This window comes from Lysobacter sp. BMK333-48F3 (genome assembly GCF_019733395.1).
Taxonomy (GTDB): Bacteria; Pseudomonadota; Gammaproteobacteria; order Xanthomonadales; family Xanthomonadaceae; genus Lysobacter.
Window position 1 is genome coordinate 3,926,176 of sequence record NZ_JAIHOO010000001.1, and the last position, 17,963, is coordinate 3,944,138.

Annotated in this window: 13 protein-coding genes; 3 read left to right on the forward strand and 10 right to left on the reverse strand. The window is 69.3% G+C overall.

Going from position 1 to position 17,963, the window contains the following annotated elements:
- Nucleotides 1-2: 2 nt before the first annotated feature.
- The 3 genes from K4L06_RS17085 to K4L06_RS17095 are packed head-to-tail and all read left to right on the forward strand — an operon-like array spanning nt 3 to nt 3,191.
- Nucleotides 3-953: a phosphoglycerate mutase gene (locus K4L06_RS17085; protein ID WP_221672534.1), complete on the forward strand. Its 951-nt coding sequence runs from the start codon at nt 3-5 to the stop codon at nt 951-953.
- Complete coding sequence (gene recJ / locus K4L06_RS17090; RefSeq protein WP_221672535.1) at nt 950-2,674, forward strand: single-stranded-DNA-specific exonuclease RecJ; 1,725 nt, start codon at nt 950-952, stop codon at nt 2,672-2,674. The genes K4L06_RS17085 and recJ overlap by 4 nt, the downstream gene beginning before the upstream one ends.
- Nucleotides 2,675-2,690: 16 nt before the next feature.
- Entirely contained in the window at nt 2,691-3,191 is a 501-nt protein-coding gene (locus tag K4L06_RS17095; protein WP_221672536.1) for a hypothetical protein, read from the forward strand.
- Nucleotides 3,192-3,359: 168 nt separating this feature from the next.
- Here the strand turns inward: K4L06_RS17095 and K4L06_RS17100 are convergent, their stop codons facing one another.
- The 10 genes from K4L06_RS17100 to K4L06_RS17145 form a co-directional block, all read right to left on the reverse strand.
- Nucleotides 3,360-3,734 carry a glyoxalase gene (locus K4L06_RS17100; protein WP_221672537.1) on the reverse strand — a complete coding sequence of 125 codons (375 nt, stop codon included), beginning with the start codon at nt 3,732-3,734 and terminating at the stop codon, nt 3,360-3,362.
- 387 nt (nt 3,735-4,121) lie between these two features.
- Nucleotides 4,122-5,300 carry a hypothetical protein gene (locus tag K4L06_RS17105; RefSeq protein ID WP_221672538.1) on the reverse strand — a complete coding sequence of 393 codons (1,179 nt, stop codon included), beginning with the start codon at nt 5,298-5,300 and terminating at the stop codon, nt 4,122-4,124.
- Between the two features lie 63 nt (nt 5,301-5,363).
- Nucleotides 5,364-8,966 (reverse strand): type VI secretion system membrane subunit TssM, encoded by a 3,603-nt coding sequence (tssM, locus tag K4L06_RS17110; protein WP_221672539.1) that lies wholly within the window; start codon nt 8,964-8,966, stop codon nt 5,364-5,366.
- Between the two features lie 8 nt (nt 8,967-8,974).
- Nucleotides 8,975-10,222, reverse strand: a complete 1,248-nt coding sequence (tssL, locus tag K4L06_RS17115; protein ID WP_221672540.1) for a type VI secretion system protein TssL, long form — start codon at nt 10,220-10,222, stop codon at nt 8,975-8,977.
- A 60-nt stretch (nt 10,223-10,282) separates the two neighbouring features.
- Nucleotides 10,283-11,650 carry a type VI secretion system baseplate subunit TssK gene (gene tssK, locus K4L06_RS17120; protein ID WP_221672541.1) on the reverse strand — a complete coding sequence of 456 codons (1,368 nt, stop codon included), beginning with the start codon at nt 11,648-11,650 and terminating at the stop codon, nt 10,283-10,285.
- Nucleotides 11,647-13,116: a type VI secretion system lipoprotein TssJ gene (gene tssJ, locus K4L06_RS17125; RefSeq protein WP_221672542.1), complete on the reverse strand. Its 1,470-nt coding sequence runs from the start codon at nt 13,114-13,116 to the stop codon at nt 11,647-11,649. Before tssJ ends, tssK begins: the two co-directional genes overlap by 4 nt.
- Nucleotides 13,117-13,162: 46 nt before the next feature.
- Nucleotides 13,163-13,546 carry a PAAR-like domain-containing protein gene (locus K4L06_RS17130; protein ID WP_221672543.1) on the reverse strand — a complete coding sequence of 128 codons (384 nt, stop codon included), beginning with the start codon at nt 13,544-13,546 and terminating at the stop codon, nt 13,163-13,165.
- Nucleotides 13,547-13,601: 55 nt separating this feature from the next.
- Complete coding sequence (locus K4L06_RS17135; protein WP_221672544.1) at nt 13,602-14,282, reverse strand: DUF3540 domain-containing protein; 681 nt, start codon at nt 14,280-14,282, stop codon at nt 13,602-13,604.
- Between the two features lie 11 nt (nt 14,283-14,293).
- Nucleotides 14,294-15,364, reverse strand: coding sequence for a pentapeptide repeat-containing protein (locus tag K4L06_RS17140; RefSeq protein WP_221672545.1), 1,071 nt, complete (start codon nt 15,362-15,364; stop codon nt 14,294-14,296).
- On the reverse strand, nt 15,361-17,931 hold the full coding sequence (locus K4L06_RS17145; RefSeq protein ID WP_221672546.1) for a DUF2169 domain-containing protein: 2,571 nt from the start codon (nt 17,929-17,931) through the stop codon (nt 15,361-15,363). The genes K4L06_RS17140 and K4L06_RS17145 overlap by 4 nt, the downstream gene beginning before the upstream one ends.
- Nucleotides 17,932-17,963 lie beyond the last annotated feature (32 nt).

Here is a 17,963-nt window from a genome sequence, read left to right on the forward strand (position 1 = left end):
GCATGAATTCCGCCACCGTCCTGCTGCCGGCGCGCGAGCGCTACGGCGGCCAGCGCTTCGGCGAAGCCTTCGGCCGCCGGCTCGGCCGCGCCGACCGCCAGGTCGAGGCGGCCGACCAGGCCGCGCGCGCGTTCGACATCCTGCCGCGCGGCTGGCCGGTCGCGGCGGTGACCCGCCAGCGCGACGCCGGCGACGCCGCGCACGCGGCCTGGCTGCGCGCCGATCCCGCCTACGTGCGCCCGGACATCAACGGCGCGCGCCTGCTCGCCTACGGCCAGGCGCTGGCGCTGAGCGAGCGCGACAGCGCCGCGCTGCTGCCGGCGCTGCGGCCGTTGTTCGGCGACGCCGGCTTTCCGATCGACGCGCCCAGCCCGACCCGCTGGTACCTGCGCCTGCCGCGCGAGGCGCGCCTGCCGCGGTTCGCCTCGCCGGAACAGGCGCTGGGCGAGGATCTGTTCCAGCACCTGCCCGAGGGCGAGGGCGCCGAAGGCCGGCGCTGGCGCAGCCTGCTCAGCGAGGCGCAGGTGGTGTTGCACAACCACCCGCACAACGCCCAGCGCATCGCCGCCGGGCTGGCGCCGATCAACTCGCTGTGGTTCTGGGGCGCCGGCGTGCTGCCCGACCATGTGCGCAGCGACTACGCGCAGGTGTTCAGCGACGACGAAGCGCTGACCGCGTTCGGCGCCCAGGCCGGCGTCGCCGCGCAGGCGCTGCCGCCGCGCTGGAGCGCGGGCGAGGGCGCCTGCCTGTTCGACCTGCGCGCGACCCGCGACCTGGCCATCGTCCAGCGCGACTGGCTGGAACCGATCGGCCAGGCCCTGGATGCCGGCGCGATCGAACGCGCGGTACTGGCCTTCGCCGACGGCGAGCGCTTCGAACTGGCGCGTTCGCAGCGCTGGCGCTTCTGGCGCAAGCCGCTGCGTTCGCTGTTGGACCCCGAGCCGGCGCAATGACGCCGGCCGCACGTCTGCGCCGCCGGCCGCCGAGCGAGAGCGGCGATTTTCCCGACAGCATTCCGCCGCTGCTGCAGCGGATCTACGCCGCGCGCGGCGCCACCGACGCGGCCCTCGCCCAGCCCAAGCTGACCCAGTTGCTGCCGCTCGACGGCCTGCTCGGGCTGGAGCGGGCTACCGAACTGTTGGCCGAGGCGATCGCCGCGCAACGCCATATCCTGGTGGTCGGCGATTTCGACTGCGACGGCGCCACCGCTTGCGCGGTCGGCGTGCGCGGGCTGCGCATGCTCGGCGCGCAACGGGTCTCGCACGCGGTGCCGAACCGGATCGTGCACGGCTACGGCTTGTCGCCGGCGCTGGTCGAGGAACTGGCGCCGCTGCAACCCGACCTGCTGGTCACCGTCGACCACGGCATCGCCTGCCACGCCGGCATCGCCGCGGCGCGCGCACGCGGCTGGCAGGTGCTGGTCACCGACCACCATCTGCCCGGCGAGCGCCTGCCCGAGGCCGACGCCATTGTCGACCCCAACCAGCCCGGCGACGGTTTCCCGAGCAAGATGCTGGCCGGCGTCGGAGTGATGTTCTACGTGCTGCTGGCGCTGCGCCGGCGCCTGCGCGAGGCCGGCGTCTTCGCCGACGGCAAGGGCCCGGACCTGAGCGTGCTGCTGGACCTGGTCGCGGTCGGCACGGTCGCCGACCTGGTGCCGCTGGACACCAACAACCGCGCCCTGGTCGCGGCCGGCCTGCGCCGCCTGCGCGCCGGCCAAGGCTGCGCCGGCCTGCGCGCGCTGATCGAAGTCTCGCAGCGCGACTACCGGCGGTTGACCGCGGCCGACATCGGCTACGCGGTCGGGCCGCGGCTCAACGCGGCCGGGCGCCTGGAAGACATGGCGCTTGGCATCGAATGTCTGCTCACCGACGATGCCGGCCAGGCGCGCGAGATCGCCGCGACCCTCAACGAGATCAACGCCGAGCGCCGCGCGGTGCAGCAGCAGATGACCGACGAGGCGCAGAGCGCGTTCGCCCGCGTCGCTCTCGACGCGGCCAGCGCGCCGCTGGCGGTGTGCCTGTACGACGCCGACTGGCACCCCGGCGTGGTCGGCCTGGTCGCCTCGAAGATGAAGGAACGCCTGCACCGGCCGGCGATCGCCTTCGCCCCGGCCGAGCCCGGCAGCGACCAGTTGCGCGGCTCGGCGCGTTCGATTCCGGGCTTCCACATCCGCGACGCCCTGGCCGACGTGGCCGCGCTGCATCCCGAACTGATCGAACGCTTCGGCGGCCACGCCATGGCCGCCGGCCTGTCGCTAAAGCGCGAGGCCTTCGACGCGTTCCGCGTAGCCTTCGAGGCCTGCGCCCAGCGCCTGCTGACCCCGGAGCTGCTGCAGGCCGACATCCTCAGCGACGGCGAACTGCAACCCGCCGAGTTCGACCGCCGCCACGCCGAATGCCTGCGCGACGGCGGCCCCTGGGGCCAGGGTTTTCCCGAGCCTACCTTCCATGCCCACTGCGAAGTGCTCAACCACCGCGTGCTCGGCGAGAAGCACCTGAAGCTGACCCTGCGCGTCGAGGGCAGGGCAGAGCCGCTGAACGCGATCCAGTTCAACGGCTGGGACGGGGTGCCGCCGCCGAAACATATCCTCGTGGCGTTCCGGCTGGAGCCGGACGATTACCGGGGCGGGGATGCGATCCAGCTCAATATCGTTTATCGAGAGTCTGTCTAAAAAGGCGGTTAGATCGATGCACCCAGCCCATCAGTTGATCGCACAACAGATCTCTAGTGCCGCATCTACTCCGCACTGGACTGTCTACATAACAGCTGTTGTCGTTCCCGTGGTTGCATTGATTGCAGCGTGGATCGCATTCCGGCAATCACAGATTGCGCGAAACAAGCTAAAACTTGATCTATACGACAAGCGAATCGCCATCTACGACGTGGTGCGAAAAACTCTAGGCATTGCAACAAGTCATGGAAAGCTGACTCAGGACGATGAAGTTGAGTATCTATCCGGAATTCGCACGGCGCAGTGGCTATTTGGGCCCGAGGTGGCCGAGTATCTGACAAAGACTTTGTGGCACAAAATTGTCGACTTTAGCCTGCATAACGCGATGTTATCGAGCACCGACAGGGAAGAGAGGAGCAAGCATATCCATGCTCGTGCAGAGACAATTAAGTGGCTGGTCGAGCAATACGACGAGCTCGATAAGCTCTGTGGACCATATCTACGTCTTAAACATTGATGTGGCAATTTGACGGAAGTTCGTAACTGTAGATGCGATGGTCGGTGCGATCATCTGGTCCCTCGTGGGCTTGGCTTCACGGTCGAGTTTCGTCTGTCCCGGTGGAAGCCTGAATCTTTAGTTCGGCAGCAGCTGCATCGTGGCTCGTCAGCGAAGAGGGCGTGCGGATCAACGATCCCACTGGCACAGATGCAGCAGCACGCCCGCCGGGTCGTGCACGAACACCACGCTGGCGCCGTAGTCCTGCCAGCGCGGCGGTTGCACCCGCGCCGGGGCGAAATCGCCGTCGCGCAGGACCGAGGCGACGTGCGCATGCCAGGCCGGCGCGTCGTCGACGGTCAGGTGCAGCATGGTGTTTTCGGCGACTTCCTTGATGTAGTAGTCCTGGATGTAGAAGTGCTGTTCTTCGCCCAGGCTCACCAGGGCCAGCCCGCGGTCGACGTCGCGGGTTTCCCAGCCCAGCGCGGCGTAGAAGCGCTTGGACAAGGCGAAGTCCTGCGCAGGGATGAAGGGGCGCAGGTCGGAAACGTTCAATGTGGGCACGATGGCCTCCATGCTCGGGCGCGAAAAACCGCATCGACGGATGCCGCCTTCATGCTGCGTTGCGACCGGATCGCAGCGGATCGCAGCGGATCGGATCGACGCAAGGCGACGCTGGCCGAACCTACCGGCTATCGGGCACCCGATCAAGCGCTCTGCCCCAAGCCGCTCCCCTCATGCTGGTCCCGCCCAGCCGTCCCCCCCTTTGAAAAAGGGTGAGAGCGTGCGCTTGCGAACCGCAGGTTCGCGCACGATCGAACGCCAGCCGGCTATGCCGGCTGGCCGGACGGGCAGGGGGATTTGCTCACAAGCCTCGCGCCGAGCCCCGCCGGCGCCCAGGTTCGAGCCGAACGCATCCCCTCCCGTCCGGCCCGCGCTTGCGTCGCGGATTCAGCTGCCAGCGCCGGCCAGCGTGCGCAGGTTGCGCACCAACCCGCCGAGACGGTGCATGAAGTCCAGGCTGTACAGGTCCTGGGCCACATGGATGTCGGCACCGGCGCCTTCGAGAAAGGCGCGCGCCAGGCTGCAGTGCTGTTCGACCAGTTCCGGCCCGGCCAAGGCCGTCGGCGGCATGCCGAAACCAGCGACCGGCGCAGCCGCTACCGGCGTCGTCAACGAGGCGATCAACTCTGCGGTGCTCGGCAACGGCGCATGCGCGGCTTCCGATAGCGCAGTTTCGGATAGCGTGGTTTCGGACGGCGCGACATCGGGCAGCGCGACATCGGGCGACCGCGCCGCGGCCGCGACCGGGTCGCTCGGCTCGACCGCGGACGCCGCCTCCGCCGGCGCGGACTCGATCGAGAACGCCTGCAGCGCGGCCGCCAGTCCGCTTTGATCGCGCAGCGGCGGCGTCGCCTTCGCTGCGGCGTCCTCGGCGATGCGGATCTGCATCGGTCCGGAAAACTCCGGCATGGTGTCCTTGACCGCGCGCAGGCCGAAGCCGCCGTCGACGGGCGCGCGCGGCGCTTCGGCCGCGAACGCCAGCGAGGTCGGGTCGGCCGGCGACAGCGGCTCGCCGGGATCGAACAGGTCCATGCCGGCGCCACCGGCGCCGTGCCCGGCGCTGGGAAACAGGCTCAGCGGGTCCAGCGGCGTGTTGAGCAGTTCGGCCGGGTCAAGGCCGGCGCCCGCGTGTTCGCCCAGCGGCGAGGGCGGCGTGCCGGGTTCGTCGGCGGGATAGGCGCGCAAGGGATTGCCGGCCGGGTCCGAAGCGGCCAGCGCCGGTTCGGCGATCGCATCGTCCACCACGTCTTCGTCCAGGGTCGCGTCCTCGACCATCAACACGTGGTCGCCGATCTCGATCACGTCGTGGTCGGCCAGCGCGCGCTCGGCGCCGCATTCCAGCCAGCGACCGTTGACGACCACGAAGCGCTTGCCTTCGTTGCGCAATCGCCATTCGCCGCGTCCGCGCACGATGCTGGCCTGGCGCGCGGCGACGTTGCCGTCGACGGCGGGCAGGACCAGGTCGTTGTCGGGAGCGGCGCCGAGCGTGCCGCCGCGATGGTCGAACTGCACCGCTTTGTCGCTTTCGCAGGCTGTACCGGGCCGGCCGACGAGAATCAGTTTCATGACGACTCCTTCATGACGACTCCAGGGGGGAGGCGGCGCTGGCGTACAGGCGCCGCGCGGCGTTCAGGGGCAGGCGAAGGATTCCAGTTCGGCCAGGTGGAACGGATTGCGGCTGCCGCCGACCGCGACCCGCAGCGACAGCTTGCGGCCGCCGAAACCGTAGGACACGACGAAGTCCTCCGGCGCCGCGCCGGGCTTGATCCGGCCGCGCTGGAACAAACGATGCAGGGCCCAGGTGCCCTCGGTGCGGATCGCGTCGGTGCCCGGGCTGATCTGCAACTGCGCGGTCGCGCTGCCGCGCGGACCGGGCCAGGTCATGCTCGCTGGCGTCGGCGGGCCGTGCGCATAGCGCAGGGTCTGGCCGTCGATGTTCAACTGGTATTGCTCGATGGCCGGATCCAGGTCGATCGGGGTGAGCCGCAGGCGGACCGTCGGCATGCGCTCACCCGAGGGAAAAAAAACGTCGCGGATCACCTCGGCGCGCTGGAACGCCACCGGCAGGGCCGCATCGACCGGTTCGGCGCCCGCGCCGGGGTCGCGGAACGACCACGGCTGGGTGCTCATGTCGATGCGATCGGCCAGGTGCTTCTGGTAGAACGCGTCCATCAGCCCGCCCGGAGCGAACAAGCGGGCGAAGTCCTCGGCCGAGACTTCGCGCTCGGCATCGCGCACGAACGGATAGCGGCCCTGGATGATCTGCCGGCATTGCCGGCCGACCGAGGCTTCGGCATTGCCGATCAGGCTGCTGCGGCCGACCCCGCTGACCTGGCGGGTGGTGATGCCGGACAACTCGTCGAACATCTGCCGCAGCGGTATCGGCATGCGCCCGGCTTCGGACTGCAGCTTGCTCAGCACGTCGGGCGGCGGCGGCGGGCTGCCGGTGGCCTGGGCGGACTGGGTCGAGTTGAGGTAGCTGTAAAGCTCGTCGATGGTCTTGAGCGTGCCGTCCAGCGCCGAGGGGCCGCTGCCGTCGGGCGCGTTGCCGGCGACCATGCGCCGCAGCGGATCGAAGTGGTCGTCGACGATGCTCTCCAGGAATCGCTGGTTCTCGACCGGACGGCGGCGGGTCGGCAGGGCATCGCCGAACACGTCGGTCAGCGCCTGCTGGGCCTGGCTGATGCCTTCCTGGGCGCGGCCGAGCAGCGAACGGCGGTCGCCGACGCGTCCGCGCAGCAAATGGGTTTCGCGCGCCACCGATTGCAGGAACAGCTTCAGCGGCGAGTCGGGCGAGGACAGCACCCGCGCGATCTGGATGCTCTGGGTCAGCGACTCGCTGCTGGCCAGGCTGAGGTCGTCCAGATACTGGTCCCAGACTTCGACGTAGTCGTTGAAGTACTCGCGCTTGACCTCGCCGACCAGGCGCCGCCGGGCGATGTCGTCCAGGCCCTGCAACTGGCGCACGCCGAGCACCCAGGCGTCGTCCTTCTCCAGGTCGGAGGTGGCGCTGGAGACCTGCTTGTTGAACACCTCCCAGTAGCCGCGATAGCTGTACAGCCCGGGGATGCCTTCGGTGAGCGGGCGTCCGCTGCGGCGGCGGAACACCAGGGCCGCCTGCGGGCCGCCGGTGCTGACGTAGGTGATCGGATCCATCTCGATCGTGCGCAGCAGCTTGCGCCGCAGGCGCTGGTAGGCGCGCTGGCTGATCGGCACCTGGGTGATGCGCATGCGGGTGGCGTCGACCAGGCCGCGGTCGACCGGATACGGCGAGCGCAACGCGCCGGGCTGCAGCAGGCGGCCGATATGCGCCTGCATGGTCTTGATCTGCTCGCTGGTGATGGTCGCGGGCAGGTTGCGCTCGATGTTCCAGTTGAGCCAGGCGGCGAGGAAGTCGGCGTCGTAGTGCTCGCCGTCGTACAGCATCAGATAGGCCTTCAACGCCTGGTACGAGTACTCGACGTCCTCGGCCGGCGCATCGGCGAGGATGTCGCGCAGGCGCACGGCGAGCTGCGGCAACAGCTTCTCGACCAGGGCGCGGCGGTACAGCGCGTCGCCGGCGCCCTGCACCCGCGCGCCCTGGTAGAGGCCGAAGCGGTAACTCAGCCGCGGATCGGCGGTATCCAGGCTCGGGCTCTGCGGCAGGCTCAGCAAGGTGTCGAGCAACGGCGACAAGGGCTGGACCGCGCCGCTGGGCAGGGTGATTTGCTTGGGCGAGGTGCGTTCGAAGCGCTCGGCGCGTTGGGCGACTTCCTGCAGATAGTCGCGGTTGTTGCGGTAAGAAACCGTCCAGCCCCACACCGCCAGGCTCAGTGCGGCGGCGATCAGCACGCAGGTGGCGACGTGCCCCCACAGGTGTCGGCGCCGCCAGGTCGGATGGGTGCCGGCCAAGCCCGATTCGGCGAACACCACCTCGGAGAAGAAGCGCTTGAGGAACAGGCCCTGGCCCGCGCCGGGGCGCGGCGCGCGCGCCGGCAGCGCGGTCAGGCCCGGCAGGTTGGGATCGGACACCCGGTCGATGACCGCCTGGTGCTGCGCGGCGCTGCTGAGGTAGACGCCGCGCGGCCACAACCCGGACTCGAACTTCGACGCAGCGAAAACGCGCGCGAAGAACTCCTTCAGCACCGGCCCCAAGGTCGAAAACTGTTGCGGGAACACGTACGCCGCCCAGCGGTCGTCGAGTTCCGGTTCGCGTTCCAGCACCTCGTGCACGCCGGCGTGCAGGCGCTCGGCGAGCAGTCCGTATTCGGCGTCGAAGCGCTTGATCGCCTGCTCCGACGACAGCCCGGACGCAAAGGCGAAGCCCCACGCCTGCTCGCGCGCGTCGCGGTCCAGTCCGTCGAAGTACTCGCGGAAGCCCTGCACGCTGTCGAGCTTGGTCAGCAGCAGGTAGACCGGAATCCGGAACCCCAGCCGCGCCTGCAGGTCGAGCAGGCGGCGATGCAGCAGCGCCGCCTGGCGCATGCGGCCGCGGTCGTCCAGGCCGAGCAGCTCGGGCAGGGATACGGTCAGCACCACGCCGTTCAGCGGCTGCCGGCTGCGATGCTTGCGCAGCAAGTTCTGCAGCTGCAGCCAGCGCGCGTCTTCGGCCTCGGCGCGGCCGTCGGCGTCGAAGGCCTGGCCCGGTGCGTCGATCAGCACCGCATGATTGGAGAACAGCCAGGCGTAGTCGCTGTCGCCGGCGTGATCGGAGAACAGGCCGGCCGGGTCGGCGTCCGGGTCGGGCAGATCGATCCCGGCGCGCAGCAGGGCCGAGGTCTTGCCCGCGCCGGGACCGCCGACGACCAGGTACCACGGCAGCCGGTAGCGATACTGCTGGCTGAGCCGGTCGAGCAGCCGCCCCCACAGGCCGCGCGCTTCCGAGGGCATCGTGCCGAGCTTGCGCAAGGCGCCGTCGAAGCCGGCGCGCAACGGATCGTGGGCGACTTCGCGCGGCGCGGCGGCGTCGCGCTTGTGCCGTCCGGGCTGGCGCATCCGTTCCAGCACCCGCGCGCCGCCGGCCTGCGACCAGCGCCAGCGGCGCAGCAGCCGGACCAGCCACCACAGCACGATCGCGCCGCTGAGCACGTAACGCCAGAGCTTGGTTTCCAGCGGCCGCCAGCCGTTGATGTCCAGCGCCGGCCCATAGGCCCAGATCAGCGCCAGCACCAGCAACATCGCCAGGAACAGCCACAGCTCGCGCGAGAACAGGATCGAGAACAACCGGCCGAAGATGCGGAATATCCAGTACATGACGGACCTCAGGGTTGCGGTTGATCGGCCTGCGCCGGCGCCTGGAGAATGATTTCGACCCGGCGGTTGCGGGCGCGGCCTTCTGCGCTGGCGTTGTCGGCGACGGGCTGTTCGGCGCCCAGGCCGACGGCCTGGATGTCCTTCGAACGTTGCAGCGACAGCACCAGCAAGTTGCGCACCGCGTCGGCGCGCGCTTGCGACAGTTCGGTATTGGAGGCGAAGTTCTGGTTGTGGATCGGCTGCGAGTCGGTGTGGCCGATGATCCGCACCGTGCCTTCGGCGCTGTTGAGCGCGCTGCCGATGCGCTGGATGGTCGCCAGATAGCCGTCCTTGAGCTGGGCCGAGCCGGAATCGAACAGGCCGTCGCCGCGGATCGTCACCACGCTGCGGTCGGCCTCGTCGACCACCGAGATGCGGTCGTCGGCCAGCTGGTCGGCGAGCAGGCCGGTGAGGCGGGTCGCCTGGACGAAGGTGTCGAGCTTGGGCAGGGCGATGGCGTTGATCGCCGCATAGGTACGGTCGCCGTGGCCCTGCAGCGTGGTGAGAAAGCCGATGTAGGCGCCGCAGCCGAGCAAGGCGGCCAGCACCAGCCACACCCAGGCCGGCATCCAGCGCCGTTTCGCTTCGGCGTCGGGCGCGGCGGCGCGCCAGTTCGGCGCCAGCGCCGCGGCGGTGGGCGAGCCGGTTTCGCGCAGCAGCTTGAGCAGGCGCTCGCGCACGTTCTCCACCTGCGCCTGGCCGTTGGGCACGATCCGGTAGCGGCCCTGGAAGCCCAGCGCCAGGCAGAAGTACTGCAGCTCCAGGATCTGCCGGTGCGCGTGCGGCTGTTGCGACAGCCGCGCCAGCAACTGGAAGAACTTCTCGCCGCCCCAGGTCTCGTTGTGGAAGGTCACCAGCAGGCTGTGCGCCGACCACAGGCCGCCGCCGCCCCAGGGCGTCAGCGCCGCGGCCTCGTCCAGCGCGGTGCACAGGCAGTAGCGCGCGGCGACGATGGTCTCCAGCGGTATGTCGGCCTGTTGGGCGCGGGTCTGGAACCGCCGCACTTGCGCGGCGAGGTACTCGCGCAGGCGTTCCGGTGAGTCGTGGTGTTTGCTGCGCCGGATCGTCGGCAGCAGATCCAACAACGGATTGGCGGCGGCGACCAGCGGATTGCTGCCGCCTTGGCGGTCGGGCAGGGCGGACGGATCGGTGCCGTCGGCAGCGGACGGCAGTGCGGCGTCGGAGCGCGGTTTGGCGGCCAGGGCGAGCAGGTTCATGGCGGAGATTCCGGCGTGTAGGCGTAGGCGGAAGGAGCGCGGTCGGAGTAGCGCGATGCGTCAGTTGCGGATGGCCCAGCACTCCATGCTCAGGCCGGGCAGATCGCCGGCGAAATGCAGGGCCAGACCGGCGGAGGTTTCCATCTGCCGCCACAGCTCGCTGCCGGTATCCAGCTCGAAGTAGTGGTAGCCGGCGTGATAGGGAATCTGGCGCGGCGCGACCGGCAGGCTGCGGATGCCGATGCCTGGCAGGTGCAGGTGGACCAGGTCGTTGAGCAGTTCGACCGGGCCGATCTTGACCTGGGCCGGGTAGCGGGTGCGGACCACGTCGGCCGGCGCGCTGGCGTTGACCGCGAGCACGAAGCCGGCGGTGCGGATGAGTTCGACGCTGGGGATCTGCGCCACCCACACCCGCGGCGCGCGCTCCTGCAGTTCGATCGCGATCGCGTTCTGTTCCAGCACGGTCGACAGCGAACGGCGCAGTTCGGCCATCAGGGGTTCGAAGCTGGCGCTGAGCTCGTCGTGGCGATAGGTCGGGCGCACGCCGGGACGGCGTTCGGCGGTGGTGTAGGTGGACAGGTCGAACGCCAGCCGCAGCCAGTCGCGGAACAGGCGCTCCGGGTGCAGGCCATCCAGGTTCAGCGCATGCCAGGTGTCGGCCATGCTGCGGTTGATCAGCTCCAGCAGCAGGAAGTCGGCGACTTCGGCCACGCCGCCGCGGCCGGTGTGCGAGAGGCGATGCGCCATCGCTTCGCCGCGTTGTTCGAGCAGGCCGTGCAGTTCGTTGACGAAGCCGGCCAACGGAGGGCACTGGTTGGCGCTCAGCATCGGCGGGATGTAGCGCGGATCGAGCCGGATCGAGTTGTCGCTGCGGCGTTCGAGCACGCGCGTTAGCCCCAGCGCCTGCCATTCCACGCCCAACTGCGAGGCAGGCACCAGGCGGAAGCGCGGCCGGCCGACCTGGATGCTGGCCGGGCCGAACGCGACCGCGTTGTTGTCGGCCATGTCGCAGGCCTGGACGGTGTAGCGCGCCAGCGATTGCTCGTTGTCGGCGTAGATCAGGTCCTCGCCGCCCTGGCGCTGCAGCGGCAGGGCCAGCACCACCAGTTCGTCGCGGCAGCCCGGCGCCACCTCCAGCGGCGGCGGTGCTTCGCGCCCGCCGGCGAACTGGAACGGCGTGCCGTCGGGCATCACCCCGCGCGCCGAGGCCAGCACGATCTTGCCCAGCGCCAAGGCATCGCGGTCGATGTCGTAGTCGCAATAGCCCCAGAAGCAGGCCTGCTGGCCGAGGCAGCGCTGCTGGACGTAGCTTTCCAGATAGCGCTCCTGCTGCTGGAAGTGCTGCGGCCGCAGGTACATGCCCTCCGACCAAACGACTTTGCTGCGCGACAGGTGCGCGTCCTTGATCGGCGATTCGCTGGAAGTCATTTGCGGTTCCGCTGGCTGGATGGGGACGAGGGAGAGGGCGCGGGAATGGCGTCGGTCGGGTACATCTGCGGATAGGGGGGAGGCTGCGCCGGGGCATGAGTGGACGCTCGCGCGCGCTTTCGCGAATCGGCTTTCGGTTTGGTTTGCGCAGCGGCCGCCGGCGCGGTCTTCGAAACCGGCGTGGCGGTAGTCGAAGCAGTCTTTGCCGTCGTCGCGGTAGCGGCCGTGGCAGTCTTCGCACCGGTCGCGCCGGCGGTCGGAGCGGTCTTCGAAGCTGGTGTGGCGGTTTTCGGAGCAGTCTTCGAAGCCGGCATGGCGGCCGCCGGGGCGGTCTTTCCCGTCGTCGTGGCGGCTGCAGCAACCGTCTTCGAAGTCGTCGCGGCGGACTTCGACATCGGCGCGGCGGCTGGCGGCAAGCTCTTCGATGTCGTCGCAGCCGCCTTCGATGCGTTCGCAATGGGCGTCGGATCGGCCTTAAAGGCCTTTTCGGCGATGGTCGAAGCGGCCTTCGAAGTCGTCGCAGCGGCCGGCGAGGTGGTCTTCGCGGCCGTCGCAGCGATCGCCGAGGTGGCCTTCGACGAAGCCGAGGCGACGGCCGAGGCGGCTTTCGGACCCGGCAACGCAGGCGTCGGGACGGTCTTGGACGTTGCCGCGGCGATCGCCGAGGCCGCTTTCGAAGCGGCCGGAGGAATCGTGGGCACGGTCTTGGACGTCGCGGCGGAGATCGTCGAAGCGATCTTCGAAGTGGCCCCGACGGTCGTCGAGGCTGCCTTCGACGTCGTTTCTGCAATCGCCGATGCGATCTTCGAAGCCGCTTTCGCCGCGCGGGTCGGCGATTGCGACGCATCGCGCGCCGCTTGCCCAGGCCGCGGTACGGCGGTTGCGTGGCGCGTTGGCGCGGTCGCACGGGCACCGCGAGTCGGGCTCGGAGCCTCGGCGGCGCGTACGCGCGGCGGTTCGGGCTCGGGCCGGTCGCGCCGGTCAGCAAGCAACCGCAGTCCGCCGGCGCCGATATCGACTTGGAACAACCGGCGGCCCGATTTGATCTGGAAGTACTTGTCCTTGGCCGAGGGCAGGGCGAGCGTCGCCTTCCAGGGCTTGCCCTGCTCGCGATAGCCGACCGCGACGCCGATCAGGCGCGCTTCGGCATTGCCCTTGCGGCGCAGCCGGCGTTGCTCGCCCGGGTGCAGGATCAACTGCTCGCCGCCCAGCAGGTCGGGGCCGAGCGCGGTCTTGTCGTCGTCCTGCAGTTGCGGATAGTCGGCGTTGGAGAACGTCGTATCGGCCTTGAGTTCGTAGATCGCGACCAGCACCGGCGCGGCCTCGCCGCGGGCGTTGCGGTTGGCGTCGGCGGCGACGCGGATGTCCAGGTCGTAGGGCGGCGCGACCTGGGTTTTCAGGCCGGCGCAACCCGCCGACAGCAGTACACAGAACAAACTCAGCAGGCGCACGGGCAGTCGGTTCATGGCGGATCGCATCGCGTCGGAGGATCGGGCGGCCGGGGGCGGCGGTTCAGTTGATGAACACCTTGGTCTGGCAGGGTGCGGCGTCGCTGCCGGTGGTGTTGTTGGAGTTCTGCGAGGTCATGTTGGTCATGCGCGTGGCCGGCGTGCCGGACAAGATGAGCTTGTCGGACCCCTGGGTGTTGCGCGCGGTGGAGCAGAACGTGCCCGACGCCACGCCGCCCTGGCAGCCGCCCTCGTCGCCGTTGCTGGTCGGGGTGATCGAGGCCATGTTGCAGGCCGGGGCGCCGGCGAACTGGATGTGCGGGCAGGCCGATATGGTCTGATTGCGCGGGGCGATGTTCGGAAACGCTTGCGGGATCGAAGCGACATTGCGGTCGGTCGTGACGGCTTGGCCGAAACCGTTCTGGCAGCAGTTCGCGGGTGTGGGCATGGCGGTGCTCCTGGTGAGGCGGCGGAAGTGGAACGGGCTCGAAGATGCGTGCCGGTCAGCCGATATGGATCTGCTCGCCGTCGATCTTGGCCACCCTGTCCGCGGTGACGACGACGTGTTCGGCATGCAGGCGAGCGTCGGCGCTAGCGCTGTAGTCGATCTGCCCGGCGCGCAGGTAATCGACGGTTTCCACGCTGCGCACGCTGTGACGGCTGGCCTGGACGATGCGTTCGGCCGCGGACTCCAGCACGCGTCCGACCACACGCAGCAGGCCGGCTCGGGTTTCGATCCGGTTGCTGCGGACCTGCACGGCATCGGCGTCCAGGCGCGCTTCGCGGGCGGCGAAGGCGAGCGTTCCGGTGTCGGCCTGCAGCTCCTGTTCGCTGCGCAGTTGCAGGCGCTTGCCGCCGAGCAGGCGCAAGTCGCCGTCGATGGCGTGCAGTTCCAGGTCGCCCTGCACCTGCAGGCGCACCGGGCCGGCGTCGGGACGATGCAGCACCGTGCAGACGTAGTGCTCGCTGCGCCCGTCGGACACCGCCCAGACCCGGTCGCGGGCTTCCGGCGGGGTCAGGCAACTGTGGGCGCGACGGCAATGCAGCCGCCGCCCCAGGCGGTCGATCACGATGCCGCCATCTTCGTCGACCGCGAGCACGGTGACCGCGCCCGCCCAGGGGGCTTCTTCGTGGTACAGCAACTCGGCGAACACCGAAGCTGCGCTTTCCTGTTCCTGCAACATGATCGACTCCTTCAGTCGTAGAGGGCATCGCGGCGTTGCGACCAGGCTTCGGCCGCGTACAGATCCGCGTCTTGGAAAATCACGCCGGACTGCCGGCGCCAGGGGCCGCGCGGCAACGTGGCGCGGTGCACGCGCGTGGCCGAGAACGAGACGCCGTCGAAGTCGGCTTCCGAACAGTCGGCATAGGACAGGTCGGCCTGATTGAGCCGGGCGCGGGAGAAGCGCGTGCCGACCGCGTTGGCGCGCAGCATCGATGCCGACTCCAGGTCGGCACCGCTGAGGTCGGCGCGGTCCAGGCGCGCTTCCACCCACAGACTGTTGGCGAAGTAGGCCGATTGGCAGCGCGCGTCGCTGAGATCGGCGCCGCAGAAGTTGGCGTATGCGGCGGCCACCGCCTCCAGGCGCGCGCCGCGCAGGTCGGCGCCCTGGAAATTGCTTTGGGTCAGGTCGGCGCCGGACAGGTCGATCCCGGCCAGGCGGGTGCGCACGAACTGGCTGCGCGGCATGCGCTGGCCGCGCAGCACCTTGCCGCTGAGGTCGCAGTCGAAGAACGCGACCTGGTCGAGCGCCGCGGCGGCGAAATCCGTATTGCGCAGGTCGATTCGGTCGAATCCGACCTGGCGCAGTTGCGCCGATTGCAAGTCGGCCTGTTCCAGGGTGGATCCGGCGAAGATGCAACGATCCAGCGTGACCTCGCGCAACACCGCCTGGCGCAGGTCGCCGTTGAACCACTGGCTCTGGGCCATGCGCGCGCCGCGCAGATCGATGCCTGCGGCGCTGGCCTCGTGGAACACGCATTCCTCCAGTTGCGCCTGGGTCCAGCGCGATTGGTCGAAGCGGCCGCGGTCGAAGCGGCAGGCGCGCAGGGATGCGGCTTCCAGTTCGCCGCGGTCGAAGCGGCAGTCGTGGAAGGCGCAGTCGACGAAGCGCGCGTGCTGCAGTTGCGCGTAGGAAAGATCCACCCGGTCGAACACCGCGCCGGCGATGTCCGCGCCGCGCAGATCGGCGCTGTGCAGGGCCAATTCCGATACGGTGCTGTTCTCGGCCAGGTGCTCGAGCAGGGCGCTCAGTTCCGGACTCATGGCGCGCGCTCCCGAACCGGATAGGCGAAGCTCTTCTCCAGGTAGGTGTCGCGCAGGCGGGTGCTCTGGTCGAGCGAGACTTCCGAAAGGTGGGCGCGGAACAGGTTGGCCATGTCCAGGTCGGCGCCTTCCAGGCGCGCGCCGCGCATGTAGGCGCCGATCAGGTCGGACGAGCTGAGGTCGGCGCCGCATAGCAGGGTGCGGACCAACAGACCGTCGTGGATCTTGGCCCGGCTCAGGTCGGCTTCGGTGAGGTCGGCATCGGTGAAGTCGGTGGTGTGCACCTGCGCGGCGACGAAGCGCGCACCGCGCAGCTTGGCGCCGCGGAAGTTTACCTCGGCCAGTTGGGCCTGGCTGAAATTGGCGCGCGGCAGCACCGCAGCGCCGAGGGAGGCCTTTCGCAGCTGGGCGCGGACCAGGCGCAGGTCGCCTCCGACCTGGGTGTCGTTCAGCGCGAAGCTCTCGATATCGGCCTCCGACAAATCGATATCGTGCAAGCGGCATTGCATGAATACGATTTTGCGAAGTTGAGCTCGGTGAAAGTCGATATCGCGCAGGGTATTGCCGATCAGCATCAGATGGCTGAGCTTGGCGGAGCTGAAATCGATCGCTTCGAGGATGGCGCGATCGAAGCGACAGCGATCCAGGCTGGCAGACGAGAACCGGCAGCGTTGTAGCTTCGCTGCCTCGAAGTTGGCTTCCTTCAGATCGCACAGGCTGAAGTCGGCGTTCTCGCAGATGGCCTGGGCGAAATTGACCCGCTTGCCGACCGCCGCCGAAAGACGCGTGCGGGTCAGGTCGCAACGCACCAGCACGGCGTCGTCCAGTCGGGCGCCGGACAAGTCGGCGTCGGACAGGTCGGCGCCTTCCAGCAGCGCGCCTTCCAGGTGAGCGCCGTGCAGGTTCATGCCGCGCAGGTCGGCGCCGGTCAGGTCGAGTCCGGCCAGGGTTTCGCCGCGCGCATGCAGTGCGGCGACGCGTTCGCGCAGCGTCTGGGATGCGGCCGAATCCAGTCGCGGCGCGGCTTTTTGGTGCTGGGCCGACCAGCGATAGCCAGCGATCAGATCGGTCTCGCAGCGTTGCAGGCGACTCTCCAGCGCGGCGCGATCGGCCGCGTTCGGTGCCCGGTCTGCCAGCGCGTCCAGGTCCGGCCGAGCCAACTTCGGCGGCCCCTGCGGCGCCGGCGGTACGGTCACGGTCTTGCCGTGCGGGTCGGCTGCGACGCGCGCGCGTTCGGTATGTTCCTCGGCCAGGGCATCGGTGGAAATCTTGCGCAGCGCGTCGAGTTCGCGCTCTGCGCGGCGTTGGGTCTTCAGGGCGAATTCCGGCAGGGCATCGGCCGTCGGCAGGGCCGGTACCGTCAGCGCCGGATCGGGCAGGGGGGCGGCGCCGTGGCTCGGCGGCGGCACCTCGCGCAACTGGCGCTTGGCGCGGTCCAGCGCGCGTTGCAGCTTGGGGTCGACGCCGCCGCTTGCGGCCGCGGGCGCTTCGGGCAACAGCTCGGTGGGCAGCAAATCCCGGTCGCGCAAGCAATACAACGCGCCATGCTTGGGATCGTTGCGCCATTGCAGTACCTGCCGGTACCAGGACAACGGCCGCTCCTGGCCGTCCTGTTCGCCGGCGAGCAGCAAGCCGGACAGGTCGCTGGCATCGAAGGCCTCGACCGTCGCCTGGCCATGGAAGATCATGATCGCCTGTTCGCGGTGCGGAAAGAACCAGACCGTGCCAAGGCGCAGCGGAATTTCTTCCAGCTCGCCGCCTCCGCGCCGTTGCACGAAGGCGCGAGCCTTCAGCGCCGGCAATCGTCCATGCAGGCGCGCGCGATCGGGGTGCATGCCGAGAATTTCGTACTCGGCGGCGACGGGAAAGGCGACGCTGCCGGCGAGTTGCTGATCGGCCGGCGCCAGGTTGTAGTAGCGGCGGTCGTGATCGCGCGGCAGGCCGGGGTAGTCGTGCTGCAGCCAGTGATCGTCGACCCGGCCGTACAACTCGCTTCGCTGCGGCCGCGCCGGCGGCAGCGGCGCGTAGCTGGCCGGTGCCGCTTCGGCGCCGGCGCGCGACTGGGCGTAGTCGGCGTATTCCACGTTCGGCACCCGGCGCAGCCCGGTTTCGCCGGTGGCGGCGCCGGGCGCGCCGATGCCGTCGGGATTGGCGTCGTAGCCCGAACCGCCGTAGGCATGCTGCCAGTCCAGCCGAATGCGCTCGTACGGTGTCGGGTCGCTGGTTTCGAAAGCGTTGAGCCAGCAGCGATCGCCGTGCACTTGCAACTGCTTCTCCAAGCCGGCGAACCGCACCCGAACGAAGCCGCGTTCGGCGCTGGCCTGGCCGGGCTCCGGATAGGCGTAGCCGCTGACCAGGTACTCGGCGCAACCCTTGGGCACGGCTTCGTCGAGCGGCATCGGCGAGATCTCTTCGCCGACCAGGCGCCACAGATCCTGGTCCGAGCCCAGCCTGGGTTTGGCGCCGAGATTCACCAGCGCCGCTACCGCCAGGCCGAAGTGTTCGCTGCCGCGGTCGCGAAAGCAGCGGGTGAGATAGCTGAGGTGGGTAGGCTTGGTCGTTTTCATCGTCGATGCGTTCGAGGGCGGAAGCGCAGGAG

Coding starts and splice junctions, on each gene's coding strand:
- K4L06_RS17085 (WP_221672534.1), top strand. CDS start 3: ATGAATTCCGCCACCGTCCTGCTGCCGGCGCGCGAGCGCTACGGCGGC.
- recJ (WP_221672535.1), top strand. CDS start 950: ATGACGCCGGCCGCACGTCTGCGCCGCCGGCCGCCGAGCGAGAGCGGC.
- K4L06_RS17095 (WP_221672536.1), top strand. CDS start 2,691: ATGCACCCAGCCCATCAGTTGATCGCACAACAGATCTCTAGTGCCGCA.
- K4L06_RS17105 (WP_221672538.1), bottom strand. CDS start 5,300: ATGAAACTGATTCTCGTCGGCCGGCCCGGTACAGCCTGCGAAAGCGAC.
- tssM (WP_221672539.1), bottom strand. CDS start 8,966: ATGTACTGGATATTCCGCATCTTCGGCCGGTTGTTCTCGATCCTGTTC.
- tssL (WP_221672540.1), bottom strand. CDS start 10,222: ATGAACCTGCTCGCCCTGGCCGCCAAACCGCGCTCCGACGCCGCACTG.
- tssK (WP_221672541.1), bottom strand. CDS start 11,650: ATGACTTCCAGCGAATCGCCGATCAAGGACGCGCACCTGTCGCGCAGC.
- tssJ (WP_221672542.1), bottom strand. CDS start 13,116: ATGAACCGACTGCCCGTGCGCCTGCTGAGTTTGTTCTGTGTACTGCTG.
- K4L06_RS17130 (WP_221672543.1), bottom strand. CDS start 13,546: ATGCCCACACCCGCGAACTGCTGCCAGAACGGTTTCGGCCAAGCCGTC.
- K4L06_RS17135 (WP_221672544.1), bottom strand. CDS start 14,282: ATGTTGCAGGAACAGGAAAGCGCAGCTTCGGTGTTCGCCGAGTTGCTG.
- K4L06_RS17140 (WP_221672545.1), bottom strand. CDS start 15,364: ATGAGTCCGGAACTGAGCGCCCTGCTCGAGCACCTGGCCGAGAACAGC.
- K4L06_RS17145 (WP_221672546.1), bottom strand. CDS start 17,931: ATGAAAACGACCAAGCCTACCCACCTCAGCTATCTCACCCGCTGCTTT.